We start from the raw sequence: 18,224 nt of genomic DNA on the forward strand, positions 1-18,224 counted from the left end.
TGATGAGTCTGTCGGTGTGGCTGCCGGTGCCTACGCGCGCGGCGTCGGATACGCCGATGGCTTTCGTCGACAACCAGATCGCCGCCCACGCCGGGCAAAGTGGAATCTACATATTAGATACGGGCGCGCAGGCGTTACTGGCTCGCGCCTGGTTAGTCGACCATGCGCAGCACACGATCGAGGTGCAATACTTCATCTGGAGCACGGACAATATCGGCATTTTGGCGGCAGCAGCGCTGTTGCGCGCTGCCGATCGCGGTGTACGAGTACGCGTTATCGTCGACGATCTGCTCATCGATGCGCCGGACGAGTCGTTGCTGGCGCTGGCTCGACATCCCAATATCGATATCCGTATTTACAACCCGAAGGCATCGGTCGGTATCCCGGTGTATAAGCGAGTGCTGAACGCCTTGAGCGATTTTCACGGCATTAATCAACGCATGCATAATAAAACCGTCATTGTCGACGGCAAGATAGGCATCACCGGCGGACGTAACATGGCCGCCGAATACTACGACTACAACCATAAATACAATTTCCGCGATCGCGATGCACTGCTGCTAGGCGACGCGGTTAAAACGATGCGGGCGAGTTTTGAAAGCTTCTGGAGCAACAAGCTGAGTGTCAACGTCGAGCAGCTTTACAACGGCGACGAGCTGACGCAAAAGCAGGTACGTGTGGACGATAGCGATATCAAACAGATTTATCGTGAGCTGCACGACTACGCGAGTGCGCCCGCCAACTTTGCACCCGAGGTCCGCGCCGCCATCGACGCGGCGCCGGCGGCGTTCACGCGCCTGGCGGAACAAATGGTCTGGGACCACGTGGAATTCGTCGGCGACCGACCGGGCAAAAATGAGGATCACTCGCGTCTAGACGGTGGTGGCCTGATCACGAGCGCGTTGGCACGACTGGTCGAAGACGCACATGATCATATCGTCATCCAATCGCCCTATCTGGTGATGTCGGATAAAGCCATGGATCTGTTCCGGCAAGCCAGAGCGCGCGGCGTGCACGTGCGCATCAACACCAATTCGCTCGCCGCGACCGACAATATTCCGGCTTTTAGCGGCTATCGCAACCAGCGTCAGCAACTACTGGAGATGGGCTTAGAGATTTATGAATATAAACCCGATCCGGAGACGCAGCGCCAGCTGATGCAACACGCCGTGCCGGCGAACGACAAATCGCCGGTTTTCGCACTGCATGCCAAGACGTTGGTAGTGGACTCGAAGGTCGTTTACGTCGGCACTTTTAATTTCGACCCACGTTCCGAGAACCTCAACACCGAGGTCGGCGTCATTGTCCACAGCGCGGCACTGGCGCACACGGTCGAGACAGCGATCGAAACCGATATGCGCGCCGGCAACAGCTGGAACGCGACCAGCGACGAGCCGGACCAATACGCATCCTTCGTCAAGCGCAGCAAAGTGTGGTTCTTGCGGATGCTGCCGATCAAACCGTTATTGTGACGATCGGCGCTATTTTCATTTAATCGCGCCGGCTATGCCTGGACACTGCTGTTTTGATACGCTTCTCATCGATGCGCTCCTCCTCGGTACAAACGATTGCGCTCTCGCCCCACTCGGAAACCCGCAGCGACGCTGTGCGGCGCATCTCGGTGCAGGTAACGAAAACACCGGACCGAATACTGGCGGTGACATACGCCATTGACGGAGATCTCGATCGTCTGCGCGTACCAGCCGTGCGACCGCCGCGAGTCGTCGACAAACTCTGGCAACACACGTGCTGCGAGATTTTCATCGCCCGCAAAGGCGCCGCCGAGTACCATGAATTCAACCTAGCGCCATCGGGCGAATGGGACGCATATGCATTTGCGCGTTATCGTGAGCGTGCGCCGTCTAATGGAACGGTGGACAGCCTGAATCCAAAAATCGCGGTACGCGCTACCGCTAAAAAATTGGAGCTCGATGCCTTGATACCGCTCGATCGTCTATCGCCGTTGCACGCAGATAGCGCACTATTGCTGGCGCTGGCGGTGGTTATCGAGGATCAAGACGGCCTACTTTATTACTGGGCGCTCAAGCATCCGACCGGCAAGCCGGATTTCCATCATGCTGATGCGTTCGCACTGGAGCTCGAATGAAGTTCGGAATCGATCGGTTACTGGAAGAGGCACAGCTACGCAAACCGTTGCTGGGGCGACGGGTAGCGCTACTGGCGCATCCGGCGTCGCTGACACGCGATCTCGCGCACTCGCTCGATGCGCTGGCGGCGCTCAAAGACATTAAATTGACGGCGGCGTTCGGGCCACAGCATGGATTGCGCGGCGACAAACAGGACAACATGATCGAATCGCCGGACTTTACCGACCCGGTGCACGGTATTCCGGTGTTCAGCCTGTACGGCAAGGTTCGGCGGCCGACGGCGGCGATGATGGATAGCTTCGATGTGTTGCTGGTCGATCTACAAGATTTGGGCTGCCGCATCTATACCTTCATCACCACGCTGCGTTACGTGCTCGAAGCGGCGGCCGAACACGGCAAAGCGGTGTGGGTGCTCGATCGGCCGAACCCGGTCGGTCGACCGGTTGAAGGGCTGACGTTGCGTACGGGCTGGGAGAGTTTCGTCGGCGCTGGGCCGCTACCGATGCGGCATGGGCTTACGTTGGGCGAGTTAGCGAAGTGGTTCGTGCAAACGTTGCGCCTTGATGTCGAATGCGATGTCGTGACGATGCAGGGCTGGGAACCGGCCGCGGCGCCGGGACATGGCTGGCCGATCGGCGCGCGCACCTGGGTGAACCCAAGTCCGAATGCGCCCAATTTATCGATGGCACGTTGCTACGCGGGCACGGTGATGTTGGAAGGAACGACGCTTTCCGAAGGGCGCGGAACGACGCGGCCGTTGGAAATTTTCGGTGCGCCGGCGATCGAGCCGCGTGCATTGCTGGCGACGATGCAATCAATTGCACCGCAGTGGCTGCGCGGCTGCCGACTACGCGAGTGTTGGTTCGAGCCGACGTTTCATAAACACGTCGGCAAGTTGTGCGCCGGCGTGCAGATCCATGTCGACGATCCGGCATATGATCATGAGGCGTTTCGTCCGTGGCGGCTGTTGGCAGCGGCGTTCAAGGCGCTGCGGCGGATATGCCCCGATTACGATTTGTGGCGCGACTTTCCCTATGAGTACGAGCACGATCGTCTAGCAATCGATCTCATCAATGGCACGACGTTGCTGCGCGAGTGGGTCGATGATTCCGCGGCGGTCGCGGCGGATCTCGATGCGATCGTCGGTCCTGACGAAAATGCCTGGCACGAAGAGCGCGAATCGGTGCTGCTGTACCGCTAAAGATTGAAACCGGCCTGCATGAAGAAATAGGACAGGATGAAGGGATAGCTGCACTGACATATCCCCTCACCCTGCCCTCTCCCTGAGGGAGAGGGAGCCTAAAATCGATTCCTGAAAATACTAGTGCGTTGTCGGTACGCGCCCACTGGGCTTAGAGATATCGGCGATTGCTTCGCCGGCGGTGCGCGGCGGTACCCGCTGCGACACATCGCCCAACGAGACGATTCCAACGAGGCGTTTTTCCCGGTTGAGAACCGGCAGGCGGCGCACTTGGTTGTCGCCCATATTCTTTGCGACATGCTCGATATCCTCGTCGTCATAACAGTACAGCACTTGCTGACTCATGACGTCGCGCACAGGCGTGTCGGGTGAGCGATGCTCGGCGACGGCGCGGATAGCGATATCGCGGTCCGTGATCACGCCGACCAGTCGATCGTTCTCGCGGACCGGCAGCACGCCGGTATCGGCCTCGGCCATCATCTTTGCCACTTCGCTGATGGTCTGATCGGGCCTGGCGAGCAGTACTTCATGGGTCATGACTTCCCTGACTTTCATTACTGCCTCCTTTTGTCTGTTAGCAATCCCGTTTCGACCGCGGTAGTACGTCAATGTTTCGCCGCTGATCGCCATAACTCCCGCGTTGTATCGGCGGGCTTGTATTTTGTACGCGTATTCCCCAAGAAAAAGCGACTCTGGCAAAACAAGCTTATTGGACGAACTTATTAATGGCTGAAAAAAATCGATTAACGGCTTACCGTTCCTAACCGTCTTCAGTGCGTCGCATCCGCTTTGACACTGATCTTCAAAATCCGCGTGTCGACAGTTCAATTCTGCCCCCGGCCACCATTCTTTCAATCAGTTGCAACACTCGCCTTAACTCCAGTAATCAGCTTGCGGGAGTTTTGCGTGACTAGCTTACGCAAAGCCTCCGCAACACGACGAGTTCCGGTTTATCGCCGTTCCGGTCACACACTCTGTTTGCCGCCTCCATAAGCTTCGACAGCTCGGCGGCAGAGTAATGTGTAGTGATCCGCCCTGCTCGGTGCCCTAACAAGTCCTGCCGGTCCTCAAAGCTCACGCCAGCGGCCCGTAGCCTGCGACCGAACGTGTGTTTGAGGTCATGCACACGCACCTGCGGCAATCCAACCTTGGCCCTTGCCCGCAGCCAGGCGTGATTCAACATGCGCGTTACCGACTTGTCCTTGTAGACGAACACGTGCGTGGGATGTCTTCCGCGCTGCGTGTTCACCACCGAGAGCGCGATCCGGTTCAATACGATCAGCCGGTCGTCCCCGTTCTTCACAAACTGCCTTGGCACAATAAACACCGAGGTGTCCAACTCCGGCACGTTAACTTCCCAATCCCATCGCAGATTACAGATTTCGTTATCGCGGCAACCTGTGTTCACCGCAAACAACGCCATCCGCGAAAGGTGTTCTGGCAATTCCTGGAATAGCTTCGTCTGCTCGTCCCAACTCAGCGGATAAGGTTGTCGCTTGTTGGTATCGGGCAGCAGCTTAATCTTCGGCGCTGCCAGCAACCACGTCATGCCGTAGTCGTCCACCCACTCCGTCGCCGCCAGATTCAAGATGCGGCGGACAACTTTGAGACCGTGGTTAATCGTTCCCACGGCTACGCGTTCCTTGCGTCGGTGTTCTATCCAAGGCTGTAGTACTCCCAGGTGGAGTCTATCGAGCGAAGCGTTTCCTATCGCCGGCATCAGCATCTTCAACTGCCCGATGTCGCCGCGTAGGCTGCGCTTGTGTTGATTCTCCAACACGAACTTCGCCGCCGCCTGCTCGAAACTCCTCTGAGGTCTTACGCCGTAGACTTGCGCCTGCCGGGTTGTCTCGATCTGCCTCGCGAGGTACTGCTCTGCCTCTTCGAGGTTAACCGTTCCAGTGCTTTGGCAAAATCGCCGCCCGCGAATGCGTTTGTCGATGTGCCAAACACCGTCCCGTCTGACGAGTCCCGGTGTCTTTCTGCGTCCCATAAATGTTCTCCTTTCGGAAAACCGAGACGCCCGTTGCAGCCGAAGTATTGATCGGCCCAGGCGTCGAGTTCAAGTCGATCGAAGGCTACGCCCTGTATCCCCATGCGTTTCTCGTGCAGCCGTGGGCGCACCTCGGCGTTGAAGCGATTCCGGTCCATGCCTAGGTACGCCGGCGCATCGCGCAGGCGGATGATGCGAGGAAGCGGCAATCGAGAAAAATGGTTGTCGCCACGCGTCATGGCAACGTACTCGCGCGTTGCGATACGCCGGTGTCTGATTTCGACGGCGACAACGCCGCTCGTAGAAGTCGTCGTCGAACATCGCCCCAACGGGAGTGGGGCGAGAAAACTATTTCTCGGTAAGCCTGAGAGACCTGCTCGATGAGTTCCTTCGCAGCGGCATGCTGCCGCCATGTTTAGCGGTCTCCCGCAGATAGAAACAAACGGGTTCGCCTTTGACGTGATGACGTAAGGTCCAGTTGTCGAGCGGGCAGAGAGGAGCATTGCAGTAATCGAACCGAGGACAGGGGCTAGTCATTGTTGTATCCCCAAAACAGTTAACGCTAGATGTTGAGTCCTCCGACCACAACAGATGAAAAAGATTTCGAAATGTTACTAAGTCGCCGTTCGTCGATTTCAGAAGAAGGATTCATCACGACAAAGGGGTATGGCAGGATAGGCTTTTGGTGGTACAAAAAGCCGCTGGCGATTCTCGCCAGCCGAACTCGCCGCGATGCGGCGGGGGTCTTGTATCTCAAGACCCCTATCCTGCCATACCCCTTGCCGTACTTCTGTCCAATACTTTTCCTCGTGCTGTCGGAGGGTCTTCTCGGAAAAGATGATAGGAGGACCCCGTCTAGTTATGTAATCTGAGTATCTGTCTAATACACGGTTCGTTAGCCATCAGAATAGATGCCATAACCATCCTACTGAACTGAACCCATAATGATCCGCGAAGCTCTATTACAGTCACTTCGAAGCAGCACGCCGGCTGCGTTCGTTGAGGGCCATCTCTTCGACCGTATCCCTGCAATATTCGCCAATGATCGTACGCTCTTCGTAAACTGGAAAAGGGCGCTCGCTGAATATGTTGAGGTCGATCCAGCCTGCATCACCATCGTCGGAAGTGCCGCAACTGGGGCAAGCCTGAATCCGTCCAAAAACTTTAAGCCATTCGATGACGGCTCGGACGTAGACGTCGCCATTGTCTCGCCCTACCACTTCTCAGTCGGCTGGCGTTACCTGCGCATGAACGGCGCCAGACGGCTTCGCGTTGACGCACGAACCCGCATAGCATGGGACGAGCACGTTAACCGCTACATCTACTGGGGAACGATCGCTACGGACCGCCTGCTTGGCGTCTTGCCCTTTGGCTTGCAGTGGCTGAATGCCATAAGCAAAGTCGCACAACTTCAACCAACACTTGGGCGCTCAGTCAATCTGCGAATCTACGCGGACTACGACTCATTGCGCGCTTACCACGTACAAGGCGTACGTGCCCTACGCGACTCACACTTCGGATAACGACATGCAACGCTACCTGAACACGACCCAGCGCACCGTAGTTTGGTTCAAGAAGACGTTTGAAGCCGGTGACATCATCATAAAAGCGCCTTTCCAACGCAACCCTGTATGGTCCGACCGGCAGAAGAGCGCCCTCATTGATACCATCTTGCTGGAGTACCCGATTCCGGAACTCTACATGCAGGAGTTGACGGACGCGTCTGGTGATCAAAAGCACGTCGTAGTCGACGGACAACAGCGCATTCGCGCTGTGCTCTCTTTTTTGGCTGGAGAATATGCACTCGACGATGAGAGTCCACATTGGGCTGGGCTTGCATTCGACGATCTGTCGCCAGACGATCGAAAGAAGGTATTCGAATACAACTTCATCGTTCGTTTGCTTCCTGAAATGCCAGACGAAGAATTGCGCGCCATCTTCCAGCGCATCAATCGAAACACCGTCATCCTCAATCCACAGGAATTACGCCACGCCACCTATTGGGGGCCGTTTATCAAACTCATGGAAGAGTTAGCTGACCTTGAATTCTGGAGCGTCGCGGGCCTATTTTCGGCTAACGACCGGAGACGAATGCTCGACGCAGAGTATGTCAGCGAGCTTGCGGTTGCCGTATTGAACGGACTCCAGAACAAGAAGAAGAATCTTGAAGAGTTCTACCAACAGTATGAGACGACTTTTGAGGAGGCAGAACAACTTAAGAGCATCTTCATCAGGGTCTTAGGGGAAATCGAACAACTACTGCCAGACATGTCAAAGACTAGATGGCGGAAGAAATCTGATTTCTATTCACTCTTCCTAAAGCTCGCGCGTCATGCGGCAGCGCTGCCTCTTTCAGCGGACGCCCGAAACCAAGCGTCAACAATATTGCTCCAACTAGCTTCCACTGTCGACGCGATCGTTAGCGGAAAGCTCGAGGCAGGTGCAGCCGACGAAGATATACAAACCTATGTCAAAAACGTTGAGCGCGCGGCCTCGGATCTTGGAAGCCGCAAGGGCCGTGAACAGGTATTAGATAACAGGCTCGCTACCATTCTCCCGAAAAACGGCTAACTCTATTAGTGTATTTGAGGCTGGCTTGACAAAACATGCACAAAGTGGCACTGTACGTGTACAGTGCCACTTAAGACATCTTCCTCCGCTAAGAATAAAAAGTCCGAAAAGAAAGTTTCGGTAAACTCCAAGAACGAACTCAAACTGTATCGGGAACTACTCCCGCTCCTGCACACACCGCGGCGTTACGAAGCAATCCGGCCAGTAATAAATCAGTTTGGTCTGGAGCAAAACCTATCAGTAAGTGGATTGGGCCGACTCGAAAGGCGCGTTCTTTCTGAGGGGCTGAATAAGCTCAAACTGAAGTGGAAGGGTTCATACAGGACCATTCCAGATATCTATTCCACGTTACCAAGTACTGACGTGAACCCGCTAGAGGTGGCCATAGCATTTTACCCAAGATCATATCTCTGTTACCAAACCGCCCTTTTCTGGAATGAGCTCACCAAACAAGTTCCACGCACCTTTTTTATCGCCCAGGAGCGACCCAGCACTTCTTCCAAAACTGTAGCTCCGGAGAACTTCGATGATTTTGAATTACGGGACGCTTTCGTAAAACCGCCTAAAGAACATCCAAACGTAGCTTCTCTTGGAGAGTACCGATTCGTGTTCTTGGCCAGAGCTTATACCGGGAGTGCCGGAGTCGAATTGCGCGATATACCCTTCAAACAAAAAAAAGTTCCGACGCTTATAACGGGGCTAGAGAGAACGCTGCTCGACTGTATTGCGGTTCCAGAAAATGCTGGGGGAATTTCAAATGTCGTCGATGCCACAAAACAAGCCGCGGAAAGAATCAAGCTAGATTCCCTGATTGAACTTTATAGCCAACTGGAGTTCAAGTATCCGCATTGGCAGCGGATTGGGTTATTGCTGGATCGGGTTGGTCATCTCAAGCTTGCAAAAAGATGGGGGGCGCAATTCGGTCCCCCTAAAAACAAATTCTATCTGACCAAAGGTTACAAGCTCGAATGGGAGTTCGATGAATCGTGGGGCGTGTACTATCCCCGAGGTCTTTTTAAATGACCATTGAGGAAGTAATACATGAGAGCGTGGTAGCTCTCTTCTCAAATGAAATTCTTCGGCGAACCCTTGTGTTAAAGGGCGGATCGGCATTATTTTTGACCCAGAACATAAATACGCGATTATCAACCGACATCGATTTTTCAGTTAGCTCTGAAATAGAAAACCCCGATCAATATTTCGCCTATATAGGAAACGCATTAAGTGAGCACTTTTCGACGTTGGGTTTTGAAGTATTCGACACCGTATTCAGAAAGAAACCGAAAGAACGGATGGAGTCTAAACCTAAATTTTGGGCGGGCTGGTGTTTCGAATTCAAATTGATAAGCGCTAAGTTAAGTTCACGAGATATCGAATTCAAGCAGCGAGCCGCGTTGATTCCCGACGGCGCAGCCGCAAGCAGAATAGAAATTGAAATTAGCGAATACGAATATTGTGATAGCACCGAGAAAGTAGAGTTAGATGGTTCGGTGGTAACGTGCTACTCAACGGCACTATTGGTTCTTGAAAAACTACGGGCCATCTGTCAGCAACACCCTCTCTATCCGCATGGGAAGCTAAAAAATCGGGCGCGTGACTATTTTGATATTTACCAGCTGGTAAAAAAGTATCGGTCAACCGAATTATACGCGGAACTGCGGCATCACTTGCCGCAGGTATTTGCGGCCAAGGATGTTTCACCAGAACTGATAAAAGGGATTTTTGAACCGGAGTTCGTGGAATTTCAGGCTTCGCATTTCGCCTCTGTAGAAGCGGCTGTGAAGAAAGAAACAATTGAACCGTTCGGTTTTTATCTCGAGCAGCTACGTCTGTTGGTTTCAGATCTAGGCTATCTCCAAGAAAGATCGGCCTAGCTAATGTCTGTACGAGTACAGACATTAGCACGGATGGAATTCTTCGTCAACCAGCCAGGCTGTGCGGGACTTTTGCGGAGATCAGCTCTGCTCCGCTCTGCAAAACCCTGCAAACTACGCAACGGGCGTCTCGGTAAGTGGTTGATATTAAAATTGATCGAATAATGGCCCGAGATTGAAAATCCGCGTGTCGGCAGTTCAATTCTGCCCCCGGCCACCATTCTTTCAATCAGTTGCAACACTCGCCTTAACTCCAGTAATCCGCTTGCGGGAGTTTTACCCCCTTACCCGGTCCCTTGCATATCAACTACTGTGACGGGGTGGGCCCAAACTACCTCTATTGTCTGCTTAGTTCGTGTATGCGATTTCCATTAGGGCGGGCTTATGTCTACATTAATCAACGCGGAAAAGAATCGTAAAAATAGGACACACCATCGAATTTTTGATTTCACGGGACCCAACTACTCAATTCCTTGCCCGCAACTGACCTGACTACTACACAACCGGTCTGCCTACATGCCGCTCTATCTCCAAGATCCCAACGATCCTAAAAGCGCCTATTTGCTCGAAGCCCTGCTTGAAGCGTGCGATGGAGCTATAAGTGGCGGAGGTGCTTTCGCATTTGCGTCCACACAAGGCGTGAACCTGGTACTCGCGGACAAAGCATTTCGTAAGTTTTCGAAAAATGGCAACTTCGAATTGATTGTTGGAGGGCTTAGGGTCGGCAGACGAAAAAGACTTCGGCATCGTAAGTCACTTCAGCGTTCAGTTTAACGGTGTTCAATTTGTTGTGTGAGATTCGTCCTCCCGAAACAACTTCAACGTGTCGAAAGGACCGTTTAGCAAGTTCTACAATATCGGTAATTGTTAGTAGCCTTGGTCTTGCGTTGGAGCCGGGAACAAACGGCGAATATGACAATATCAATGAAGTTTCGTGTCGCCGAACTTCCTCGAACAAGCGCTCGAAAGCTTTTGGTGCCTAACTCCGGATGCAAAACGGAGATTGATGTCGGTCTTGTCGATAAATCCCTCGACTTAGCTGTTTAGTTCCTTTTATTTCCATCGTGGAAACGGCGGGGTTATCTCTAAGGCACAGGGTTTCAAGCACGTGGTAAAAGCGGCTGTAGTGGTCTCGCGTATAAGGCGGGTCTGCATAAACAACCGACAATTTTCCTTTGTAGCTTCCAAGAACCTCTAGGTAGTCCCCTTGGATGGCCTGGTGATTTCGCTCGCTTTTCGCTAAAGATTGGTAGCGAGCTAACCAGGCTGAATAGTTATTGAGAACGTCACGGGAACGGTCTCGTTCGATTTTCGACACTAAGTGTCTCTTGGGTTCGCCGTGCTTGGTTCGAGGTCTAATCGGCTGTGCAAACTGTTTCCCAACTGTGTTTACCACATCGCTGGCTGTACTAAGGACCGCCGCGAGAAGTGAGTCTCTTTGAGAAAATGGTTTGGTGTGTACTACCTCTAGAATCGCATCAATGTCTGCTGATTGTGCATAAGAGAAATACGCACCGCCGAAATGCCGCACCACCAAAGCACGGGAACCTTTAACCAAGGACCTCGCTTCCAAACGACGCCTAGTCTCGTTTATCGCCCCTTGTAAATCTTGGTCTGTGGCCTTGCAGAGGTCTCGCTCGTCCGCCAGAATGCACCCATGTTCGAGTAGGTCACATAGTGGTTCGGGATTTCCAGATAGCGCCTGTTTAATGCAGGACAGTTCGTGGGACACGAGGGGTTCAACCGCCCACTGTAGCTGCTTACGGTGTTCGGAGACTCGAATTTCATTTAAAACTTGAGCTACTATTTCTGTTGAGAACGACGCCGGTTTTAATAACGCGGAGCAAAGTACGCGTGAATATTCTTGGATGTCGACAGCAAGGACTTCTCGCTCTTGAGATAGGGCAAGGGACACGGTTCCCGACCCTGCAAAGAGATCACATACTGGTCCGCGGGAAGGGTCTAGTGAATTTACGCAATCGCGAATTACAGTTACAAGCCTCAGTTTGCTGCCCAAATAGTGAATTGGACGGAAGACCTTTGCTTGTTGAAGCACCGGGCCGCTTTCGTTCGGCTGCTCATCCAGTTCTGGAAGGCCGAAGTCCAGTTGCGAGATTGGAGTTGTCATTTAGCTATAAAATGCTTGGCTCTTCTTTTCCTGACGCCTTAGCTCTTCGAACGACAAACTCGATTTCCCCATGCAAACTGAATTCAACACTGTAACAGACCGTACTAGCCAATATTCCAGGAGAAAAGCAGCTTTCTCCGGGCTAGAACACGTAGCGGCCTTATCTTACGGCGCTCGAAATATCGGGAACCTTGTTATCCAAGGTGAAAACCTCTCTGTTTTAGATACTATCGCATCCAGGTACGTTGGGCGAGTGCGCTGCATATATATCGACCCGCCATATAACAACCAGGAGCGTTACACCCACTACGACGACGATTTGGATCACGAGACATGGTTGCAAAACATAACTCTACGACTGACCCGACTCGTCGATTTTCTACGGGACGATGGTAGCCTTTGGATTTCTCTTGATGACAGAGAAATTCATTATCTGAAGGTCGCCGCTGACAGAATTTTTGGGCGGAAAAATTTCATCAGTACCATAGTTTGGCAACAGAGAACTACACGCGAAAACCGAAAAGTATTTTCGAACAACCATGAGTACGTGCTTGTGTACGCGAAGAACGCTCGTGTTTTTCGCGATAGGCGTAATCCGCTTCCTATAACGAGTGTTGTTGCTGATCGGTATAAGAATCCAGATAACGATCCGCGAGGACCGTGGCAGTCTGTCTCGGCCAATGTTCAAGCGGGACATGCAACCCCGAGCCAGTTTTATGAAATTATTGCGCCAAATGGTAAGCGCCACTCTCCTCCACTAGGCCGGTGCTGGGCATATAACAAAGTCCGGATGAAGGAAGAGATGAGTAAGAACAACGTTTGGTTTGGCCGCGACGGTAATGGTGTTCCAAGACTGAAGAAATTCCTTAAAGATTCACGTCCTGGCATTACGCCTCATACCCTATGGGCTGCCGCGGAAGTCGGAACTAACGATTCGGCTAAGAAACATCAACTAGAGTTGTTTCCTAAAAAATCGGTTTTTGAAACTCCAAAACCCGAAGGGCTCATATCTAGAATACTTCAGATAGCAACAAACCCAGATGATCTTGTTTTGGATGCCTACTTAGGATCGGGTACGACGGCCGCTGTCTCCCATAAAATGTCTCGGCGCTATATCGGTATTGAGAATGGTGCTCAAGCGGTAACCCATTGTGCACGCCGACTCCGGCAAGTCGTTGATGGTGAACAGGGCGGTATTTCAAAAAACCTTAGTTGGCTTGGAGGCGGAGGCTTTGACTTCTATCGCGCAACTCCCAATTTGCGAATAACGAAACGGTAATTTTTCACATTGGAAGCGGAAGAGGACAAGCGCGGAACTTTTGCGGAGATCAGCTCTCCGCGGTCCTGAAAGATCGTGCAAACTGCGCAACAGGCGTCTCGGTAAGTGGTTGATATTTAAGTTGACCGATTAATGGCCGGCGATTGAAAAACTTCGTCGCTACAGCACTTTCCAGCACCAACCGAGTTAATGCATACGCTCGCCGCTCGCATTTTTCGTCGTCGACTTCGAAAGCAGTTCCTCGACCACGGCGATATCGGGCGGCTTGACGAGATGATGATCAAATCCCGCTGCCTGTGTACGCTGACGGTCTATGTCTTGACCCCAACCCGTCAATGCGATGAGCGTGATGGCAGCGCGCGCAGGACTGTTGGCGATTCGCTCGGCAACCTCGTAGCCACTCATGTCGGGCATACCGAGATCTAGAAATACCACTTGCGGCTGATGCCTTACCACTGCTGTCAGCGCCGATGCGCCGTCGTGCACAACCTGCACTTCATTCCCCATCGTTTGCAGCAAAACGCCGAGACTAGCGGCGGCATCGGCATTGTCATCAACAACTAGAACACGGCATGCCGTTGGCGCCGCCTTGACTGACCTGTCATCGACGTTAATGGCCTGCGGATGTCGCCTTAAAAGCGGCAAGCGAACTATAAATTCACTCCCCCTCCCCAGTCCGGCGCTGTGCGCTTCCACCGATCCGCCATGCATTTGCACCAAACTCTTGACCAGATTGAGGCCGACTCCCAAACCTCCTTGCGACGGCTTGTGGTCACGGTCGCCTTGGACAAACATTTCGAAGATGCGCGGCAACATTTCTGCCGGAATACCGATGCCATTATCCCGCACCGAAATCAGCAAGTGCGTATCTGCTTCGCGCACGCTGAGCACGATCTGACCGCCGGGGTTGGTGTACTTGGCGGCGTTGTTCAATAGATTCGCCACAACTTGCGATAGACGAAGCGAGTCGACCTCCAGCATTGTCACCTCGGACGGCAAGAAAACCGTCAGCCGGTGGCCCGCACTCTCGATTAATGGGCGACTGGTTTCGATGGCACTGCGAATGATGGCGGCAACATCGGCTTGCTCCGGGTGCAGTTCGATGCTGCCGCGGGAAATCCGCGATAACTCCAGCAAGTCGTCCACCAACCGCACCAAGTTGTGCGACTGCCGCTTCATAATATCGAGTAGGTAGCTGAACTTGGGACTGATCTCACCAGCCAGCTCCAGAATGCTCAACGAATTCATAATCGGCGCGAGCGGGTTGCGCAGCTCGTGCGATAACGTCGCCAGGAATTCGTCCTTGTGGCGATCGGCCTGTTTCAACGCCTCTTCCGCTTGCCGGCGTTCAGTAACGTCAATGATGAATTCGACACCTTCGTCGTCGGATAACAGCGTAGCGGCGACCAAGCCCCACCAGCGCGAACCGTCTTTACGGATGTATTGTTTCTCGTACGGAACCGTGCGGCCGAGCGTTTTCAACTGCTCAACGGCCTTACAAGAGGCCGGCATAAATTCCGCTGGCGTCATCATGTCCCAGCACACATTACCCGCTGCCAATTCCTCCCAACCATAACCGCTCATTTGTAAGAACGCCTCGTTGGCGTCAGTGATACGACCATCGAGGCCGAAAAATATGATGCCGACGGTCTCGATCGCGAGTGCGAGCTGCAGCCGCTCCTCACGTTCGCGCAATACTTCTTCAGTGTGCTTACGCTCGGTGATGTCATGCGCCAACCCCATAATCGCGACCGGCTTGCCGGCGGCGTCGTTGATGCGGCGGGTATGCGCGTGGATCCAGACCGGCGATCCGTCCTTGCGGTAACTTAGCCACTCGCCCTCGGATTCGTCGCCGCCCTTGGCGATGCGTCGAATCCGCAGGCGCGTTTCCGTACGCAACGGCTCGGGCTGGCGGTCGGCATACGGACGACCGAGCATTTCCGATGCTTCGTATCCGAACAACTTGGTCGCGCCGTCGTTCCAGAACGTCACGATGCCGTCTAAGTCGGTGACGATTACCGAATCGCGTACGTTCGCCAGCAGCATGGCGTCGCGGTGCAGCACCGCCTCCGCGTTCTTGCGCTCGGTAATGTCGGTGAAGATAACAGCCACCCGCCGTTGTTGGGCGTTACCGATGCGAAAGGCACAGACATCGAACCAGCGATCGCCCAATGCACCGGCGGAATTCTGAAAGCGGACCAGCTCGCCAGTAAGTGCAACCCGGCCGTAGATATCGAACCAGTGGGGCTCGTGCGCCGGCGCCAGCGAACGCATGGTCTTACCGACGGCATCGACCAACCCGGTATGTCGCTCGAACGCTGGATTTACTTCTAGAAAACGGTAGTCGAGCGGCCGCTTGCCGGCTTTGTCGAAGATGACCTCGATCACGCAGAAACCTTCGTCAATCGATTCGAACAACGATCGATAGCGTGCCTCGCTTTCGCGCAACGCTTCGTCGACACGTTTGCGCGCGGTGACGTCCATTGCTACGCCCAGAAAATGCAGCGGCTTGCCGGCGGCATCCTTCACCACCGTGGCCCACGAATGAAGCCAGCGCTGCTCAGTTCCACCCCTTGGCACGAACCGGAACTCAAGCTCGAACGGAGCGCCACGCGCGCTGGCCGCTGCCAGTGCCGCCTCGATACGCGATCTTTCCTCGGGGAGGCTCACCCACTCGTGCTTTTCGACGCGGGTCTGGCCCGGTGGCAGACCGATGATCTGCGCCATCCTCGGCGAGACGGTGCTCTCGTAAGTATCGAGCTCCAAATCCCACGTTCCCAGTTGCGCCGCATCGATGGCGATCCGCAATCGCGCCTGACTGTTGCGTAGCGCTTCTTCGGATGCGGCGATGGCCTGACGCGCGAACACCTGGGCAGAGATATCGCGAAAATAACAAACCACGCCATAACGCCCGTTGGGTAGCGGGATCCGACTGATCTGCCATTCGCAATATTCAGTCGCGTCGCGATCGCGGCGTTGCTCGATACGCTCAGGCTCGAAGTACGGTTTCCCGGTTTCGAGTGTGCGCCGGAATTTTTGGATGATTTCTGTAGCATATTCCGGCGGCCAGAGGATATGCATCACCTCGCCGAAGTCGCGACCGATTAGATCCGGAATATTATGAAAGACCTGCCGTGCGGTCGGATTGACCTGGCAAATGCGGAAGTCGGCGTCGACCAGGTAAACGCCGAGCGGCACCTCGCTGAACAACGTCTGCAATTGCGCCTCGCTCGCTCGTACTTGCGCCTCGGCCTGCGTTGCTCGTTGCGCATTGTTACGCTCTGCCTGCAGCGCGTGCGCTAACTGGCCATGGAGCTTTAACGTTTGCTTGAGGAGCACGCCCAGCATCAGGCTCATCGCGAATAGGCTGTAGATGCGCCCGATATAAAATCCGATTTGAAAACGGCCGGTGACGAGGATCCCGCTCAGCGCGGTGTCGATCAGCCAGATGCAAAGCACTATGATCAACCACAGATCGATGATGCGTCGAGCACGCGTGCACCAAAGCAAAAGGCCCAGGGCGATTAGCGTCGCGAACCAAGCCATAGAAAGTATTGGGCGCGTAACTCCGGGAATATGGCGGTTCCCATCCATTAACACTGGCAAGAGATCCTGGCCGCTTCTAGCGACCAGAATGCAGACACCGGCGAAAGCAACCGCCGCCAACGCGCTGATAACACTCAGGCGCCGAGCTGGGGTGACCAAGGAGGGTTCAACGGTACCTCGTAGACGCTCACGCCAAGCAAGGATGGCATAGCCAGCAACGAAGCATGGAAAGAAGCCGTGCCAACACACCCACAACCAGGCCGCCGTCTGGTTTCCGCCGATCAGCCCGTGAACTCCTAAAACACCGGGGAAACTCAAGGCATGCGCCGCTATCACGACGGTAGTGAACAGGTACCCACAAGCGAGCACGAGCAACGAACGCTGATGTAATTCGCGGAACTGTCCGAACAACAGAAACGCGGTAGTCACGTCGATCACGACCAACGCCGCGTTATAGGTCGGCACGAACACGGGAATGACGCGCCAGGGAGTCGCTGCATAGGGAGCCGCAACGACACCGGCGACGAGCATGACAAGGATGACTGCCAGCGCCATTCGACGGTCTCGCCGCGTGGCGCAAGCCGTTCCGAGAAACAGAGATTCGGAACAATCTTTATGTTCTTCAGGAAAAATCACGAGGGCGTTCCGTTTGCCATCTCTCTTTTAAGAGTGTCCACGCTGGCCGTCACCGCTGTCGCACGCCAAATCAGCCATGCCACGAGCGTTCCGAAATAAAACTCGAATGGCCGCAAATCGGCATCAGCGGCTCTCGGTGCAGTCGAAGCGTGAGTTAGATCAATTTACGGAACTTGAAAGAACCCGCCGAGAGAAACGCGACTAAGCCCCTACTGGTACTCACGCAAAGAGCTGAACAATGTGGGATTGAACATCACGAATCGAAGGCAGGTAGTAGATTTCTTGCAAATAACTTATAAAGAATGAGGAAGAGGCAGGCTCGAACGGCTACCCGTAAAGAGCAAACGGGAAATCGGCGGGGTATTAACTACTCAACACTCTTTATCCCGCTTGCCGCTCTTCCATTCCTGTGACGTATATTTATTTATCGGTGTGAGCTGCACTAAGGCACCGCGGGAAAATAAGTTGATCATTTTTTTCTGTGTGAGGGTAAAAAAATTGGGGCACGCGATGGGTTCGGACGCCCCGTATGGTTGCAACCTATCTTACAACGCCTTGGGGAATTGGATCGTCTTTCACAGTCTCGCACGGATCGAACCGCAAGCCCGTCAGCTTATGGGCAAATACAAGTTCTTTGAGGAAGTCGCCCTTCACTCCAATCCTATTATAGGAATTTGGATAAACGAATATCCGATCGTTGGGGATTTTTTGATCGACAAAAACAGGACGTGTCAGGATACGATCTCCGGTTGACATGGTGAAGTAGTGGCTTTTGTCGTAGTCGATCGCATCGTTTGGCACGTGGAGCGTATTAAGGAGATACCACGAGCCGGATGCTTCTCCTTCTACATCAATCGGCAGGTACTCGGCGTCGTTGCCTAAAACAGA

At 53.8% G+C, this 18,224-nt stretch carries 14 protein-coding genes; 9 read left to right on the top strand and 5 right to left on the bottom strand.

Features of this window, described 5'->3' with window-relative positions; genetic code table 11:
• Window positions 1–2 precede the first annotated feature (2 nt).
• The 3 genes from HY308_03375 to HY308_03385 all read left to right on the top strand — a co-directional run bounded on the left by HY308_03375 (window position 3) and on the right by HY308_03385 (window position 3,309).
• The gene (locus HY308_03375) at window positions 3–1,472 is read left to right on the top strand and encodes a phospholipase D family protein (GenBank protein ID MBI3897320.1); all 1,470 of its coding nucleotides are present in this window, start codon (window positions 3–5) and stop codon (window positions 1,470–1,472) included.
• 71 nt (window positions 1,473–1,543) lie between these two features.
• On the top strand, window positions 1,544–2,107 hold the full coding sequence (locus tag HY308_03380; protein MBI3897321.1) for a DOMON-like domain-containing protein: 564 nt from the start codon (window positions 1,544–1,546) through the stop codon (window positions 2,105–2,107).
• A complete protein-coding gene (locus tag HY308_03385; GenBank protein MBI3897322.1) occupies window positions 2,104–3,309 on the top strand; it encodes a DUF1343 domain-containing protein in 1,206 nt (401 codons plus the stop codon). Before HY308_03380 ends, HY308_03385 begins: the two co-directional genes overlap by 4 nt.
• A gap of 120 nt (window positions 3,310–3,429) precedes the next feature.
• On the opposite strand, the gene HY308_03390 is transcribed toward HY308_03385, so the two are convergent.
• Window positions 3,430–3,864 (bottom strand): CBS domain-containing protein, encoded by a 435-nt coding sequence (locus tag HY308_03390; GenBank protein MBI3897323.1) that lies wholly within the window; start codon window positions 3,862–3,864, stop codon window positions 3,430–3,432.
• Between the two features lie 355 nt (window positions 3,865–4,219).
• Window positions 4,220–5,302, bottom strand: coding sequence for a site-specific integrase (locus HY308_03395; GenBank protein ID MBI3897324.1), 1,083 nt, complete (start codon window positions 5,300–5,302; stop codon window positions 4,220–4,222).
• A 2-nt stretch (window positions 5,303–5,304) separates the two neighbouring features.
• On the opposite strand from HY308_03395, the gene HY308_03400 reads away from it, so the two are divergent.
• From HY308_03400 to HY308_03420, 5 genes are all read left to right on the top strand, one after another.
• Entirely contained in the window at window positions 5,305–5,466 is a 162-nt protein-coding gene (locus tag HY308_03400; GenBank protein MBI3897325.1) for a hypothetical protein, read from the top strand.
• A 780-nt stretch (window positions 5,467–6,246) separates the two neighbouring features.
• The gene (locus HY308_03405) at window positions 6,247–6,825 is read left to right on the top strand and encodes a hypothetical protein (GenBank protein ID MBI3897326.1); all 579 of its coding nucleotides are present in this window, start codon (window positions 6,247–6,249) and stop codon (window positions 6,823–6,825) included.
• A 4-nt stretch (window positions 6,826–6,829) separates the two neighbouring features.
• A complete protein-coding gene (locus tag HY308_03410) occupies window positions 6,830–7,873 on the top strand; it encodes a DUF262 domain-containing protein (GenBank protein MBI3897327.1) in 1,044 nt (347 codons plus the stop codon).
• Window positions 7,874–7,936: 63 nt separating this feature from the next.
• The gene (locus HY308_03415) at window positions 7,937–8,896 is read left to right on the top strand and encodes a hypothetical protein (protein ID MBI3897328.1); all 960 of its coding nucleotides are present in this window, start codon (window positions 7,937–7,939) and stop codon (window positions 8,894–8,896) included.
• A complete protein-coding gene (locus tag HY308_03420; GenBank protein ID MBI3897329.1) occupies window positions 8,893–9,747 on the top strand; it encodes a nucleotidyl transferase AbiEii/AbiGii toxin family protein in 855 nt (284 codons plus the stop codon). The genes HY308_03415 and HY308_03420 overlap by 4 nt, the downstream gene beginning before the upstream one ends.
• 979 nt (window positions 9,748–10,726) lie before the next feature.
• On the opposite strand, the gene HY308_03425 is transcribed toward HY308_03420, so the two are convergent.
• On the bottom strand, window positions 10,727–11,875 hold the full coding sequence (locus HY308_03425) for a DNA adenine methylase (protein ID MBI3897330.1): 1,149 nt from the start codon (window positions 11,873–11,875) through the stop codon (window positions 10,727–10,729).
• Window positions 11,876–11,945: 70 nt separating this feature from the next.
• Here HY308_03425 and HY308_03430 point away from each other — a divergent pair, with 70 nt between their 5' ends.
• Window positions 11,946–13,154, top strand: coding sequence for a site-specific DNA-methyltransferase (locus tag HY308_03430; GenBank protein ID MBI3897331.1), 1,209 nt, complete (start codon window positions 11,946–11,948; stop codon window positions 13,152–13,154).
• A gap of 186 nt (window positions 13,155–13,340) precedes the next feature.
• Here the strand turns inward: HY308_03430 and HY308_03435 are convergent, their stop codons facing one another.
• Window positions 13,341–17,255, bottom strand: coding sequence for a PAS domain S-box protein (locus HY308_03435; GenBank protein ID MBI3897332.1), 3,915 nt, complete (start codon window positions 17,253–17,255; stop codon window positions 13,341–13,343).
• A gap of 621 nt (window positions 17,256–17,876) precedes the next feature.
• Window positions 17,877–18,224 (bottom strand): hypothetical protein (locus HY308_03440; GenBank protein MBI3897333.1); only part of this gene is annotated, 348 nt, incomplete at its 5' end.

The organism is Gammaproteobacteria bacterium (genome assembly GCA_016199745.1).
Classification (GTDB): Bacteria; Pseudomonadota; Gammaproteobacteria; order Acidiferrobacterales; family Sulfurifustaceae; genus JACQFZ01.

Bases quoted from the DNA above. Each gene is read 5' to 3' on its own strand.
- HY308_03375 (MBI3897320.1), top strand. From the start codon at position 3: ATGAGTCTGTCGGTGTGGCTGCCGGTGCCTACGCGCGCGGCGTCGGAT.
- HY308_03380 (MBI3897321.1), top strand. From the start codon at position 1,544: ATGCGCTCCTCCTCGGTACAAACGATTGCGCTCTCGCCCCACTCGGAA.
- HY308_03385 (MBI3897322.1), top strand. From the start codon at position 2,104: ATGAAGTTCGGAATCGATCGGTTACTGGAAGAGGCACAGCTACGCAAA.
- HY308_03390 (MBI3897323.1), bottom strand. From the start codon at position 3,864: ATGAAAGTCAGGGAAGTCATGACCCATGAAGTACTGCTCGCCAGGCCC.
- HY308_03395 (MBI3897324.1), bottom strand. From the start codon at position 5,302: ATGGGACGCAGAAAGACACCGGGACTCGTCAGACGGGACGGTGTTTGG.
- HY308_03400 (MBI3897325.1), top strand. From the start codon at position 5,305: ATGTTCTCCTTTCGGAAAACCGAGACGCCCGTTGCAGCCGAAGTATTG.
- HY308_03405 (MBI3897326.1), top strand. From the start codon at position 6,247: ATGATCCGCGAAGCTCTATTACAGTCACTTCGAAGCAGCACGCCGGCT.
- HY308_03410 (MBI3897327.1), top strand. From the start codon at position 6,830: ATGCAACGCTACCTGAACACGACCCAGCGCACCGTAGTTTGGTTCAAG.
- HY308_03420 (MBI3897329.1), top strand. From the start codon at position 8,893: ATGACCATTGAGGAAGTAATACATGAGAGCGTGGTAGCTCTCTTCTCA.
- HY308_03425 (MBI3897330.1), bottom strand. From the start codon at position 11,875: ATGACAACTCCAATCTCGCAACTGGACTTCGGCCTTCCAGAACTGGAT.
- HY308_03430 (MBI3897331.1), top strand. From the start codon at position 11,946: ATGCAAACTGAATTCAACACTGTAACAGACCGTACTAGCCAATATTCC.
- HY308_03435 (MBI3897332.1), bottom strand. From the start codon at position 17,255: ATGGCGCTGGCAGTCATCCTTGTCATGCTCGTCGCCGGTGTCGTTGCG.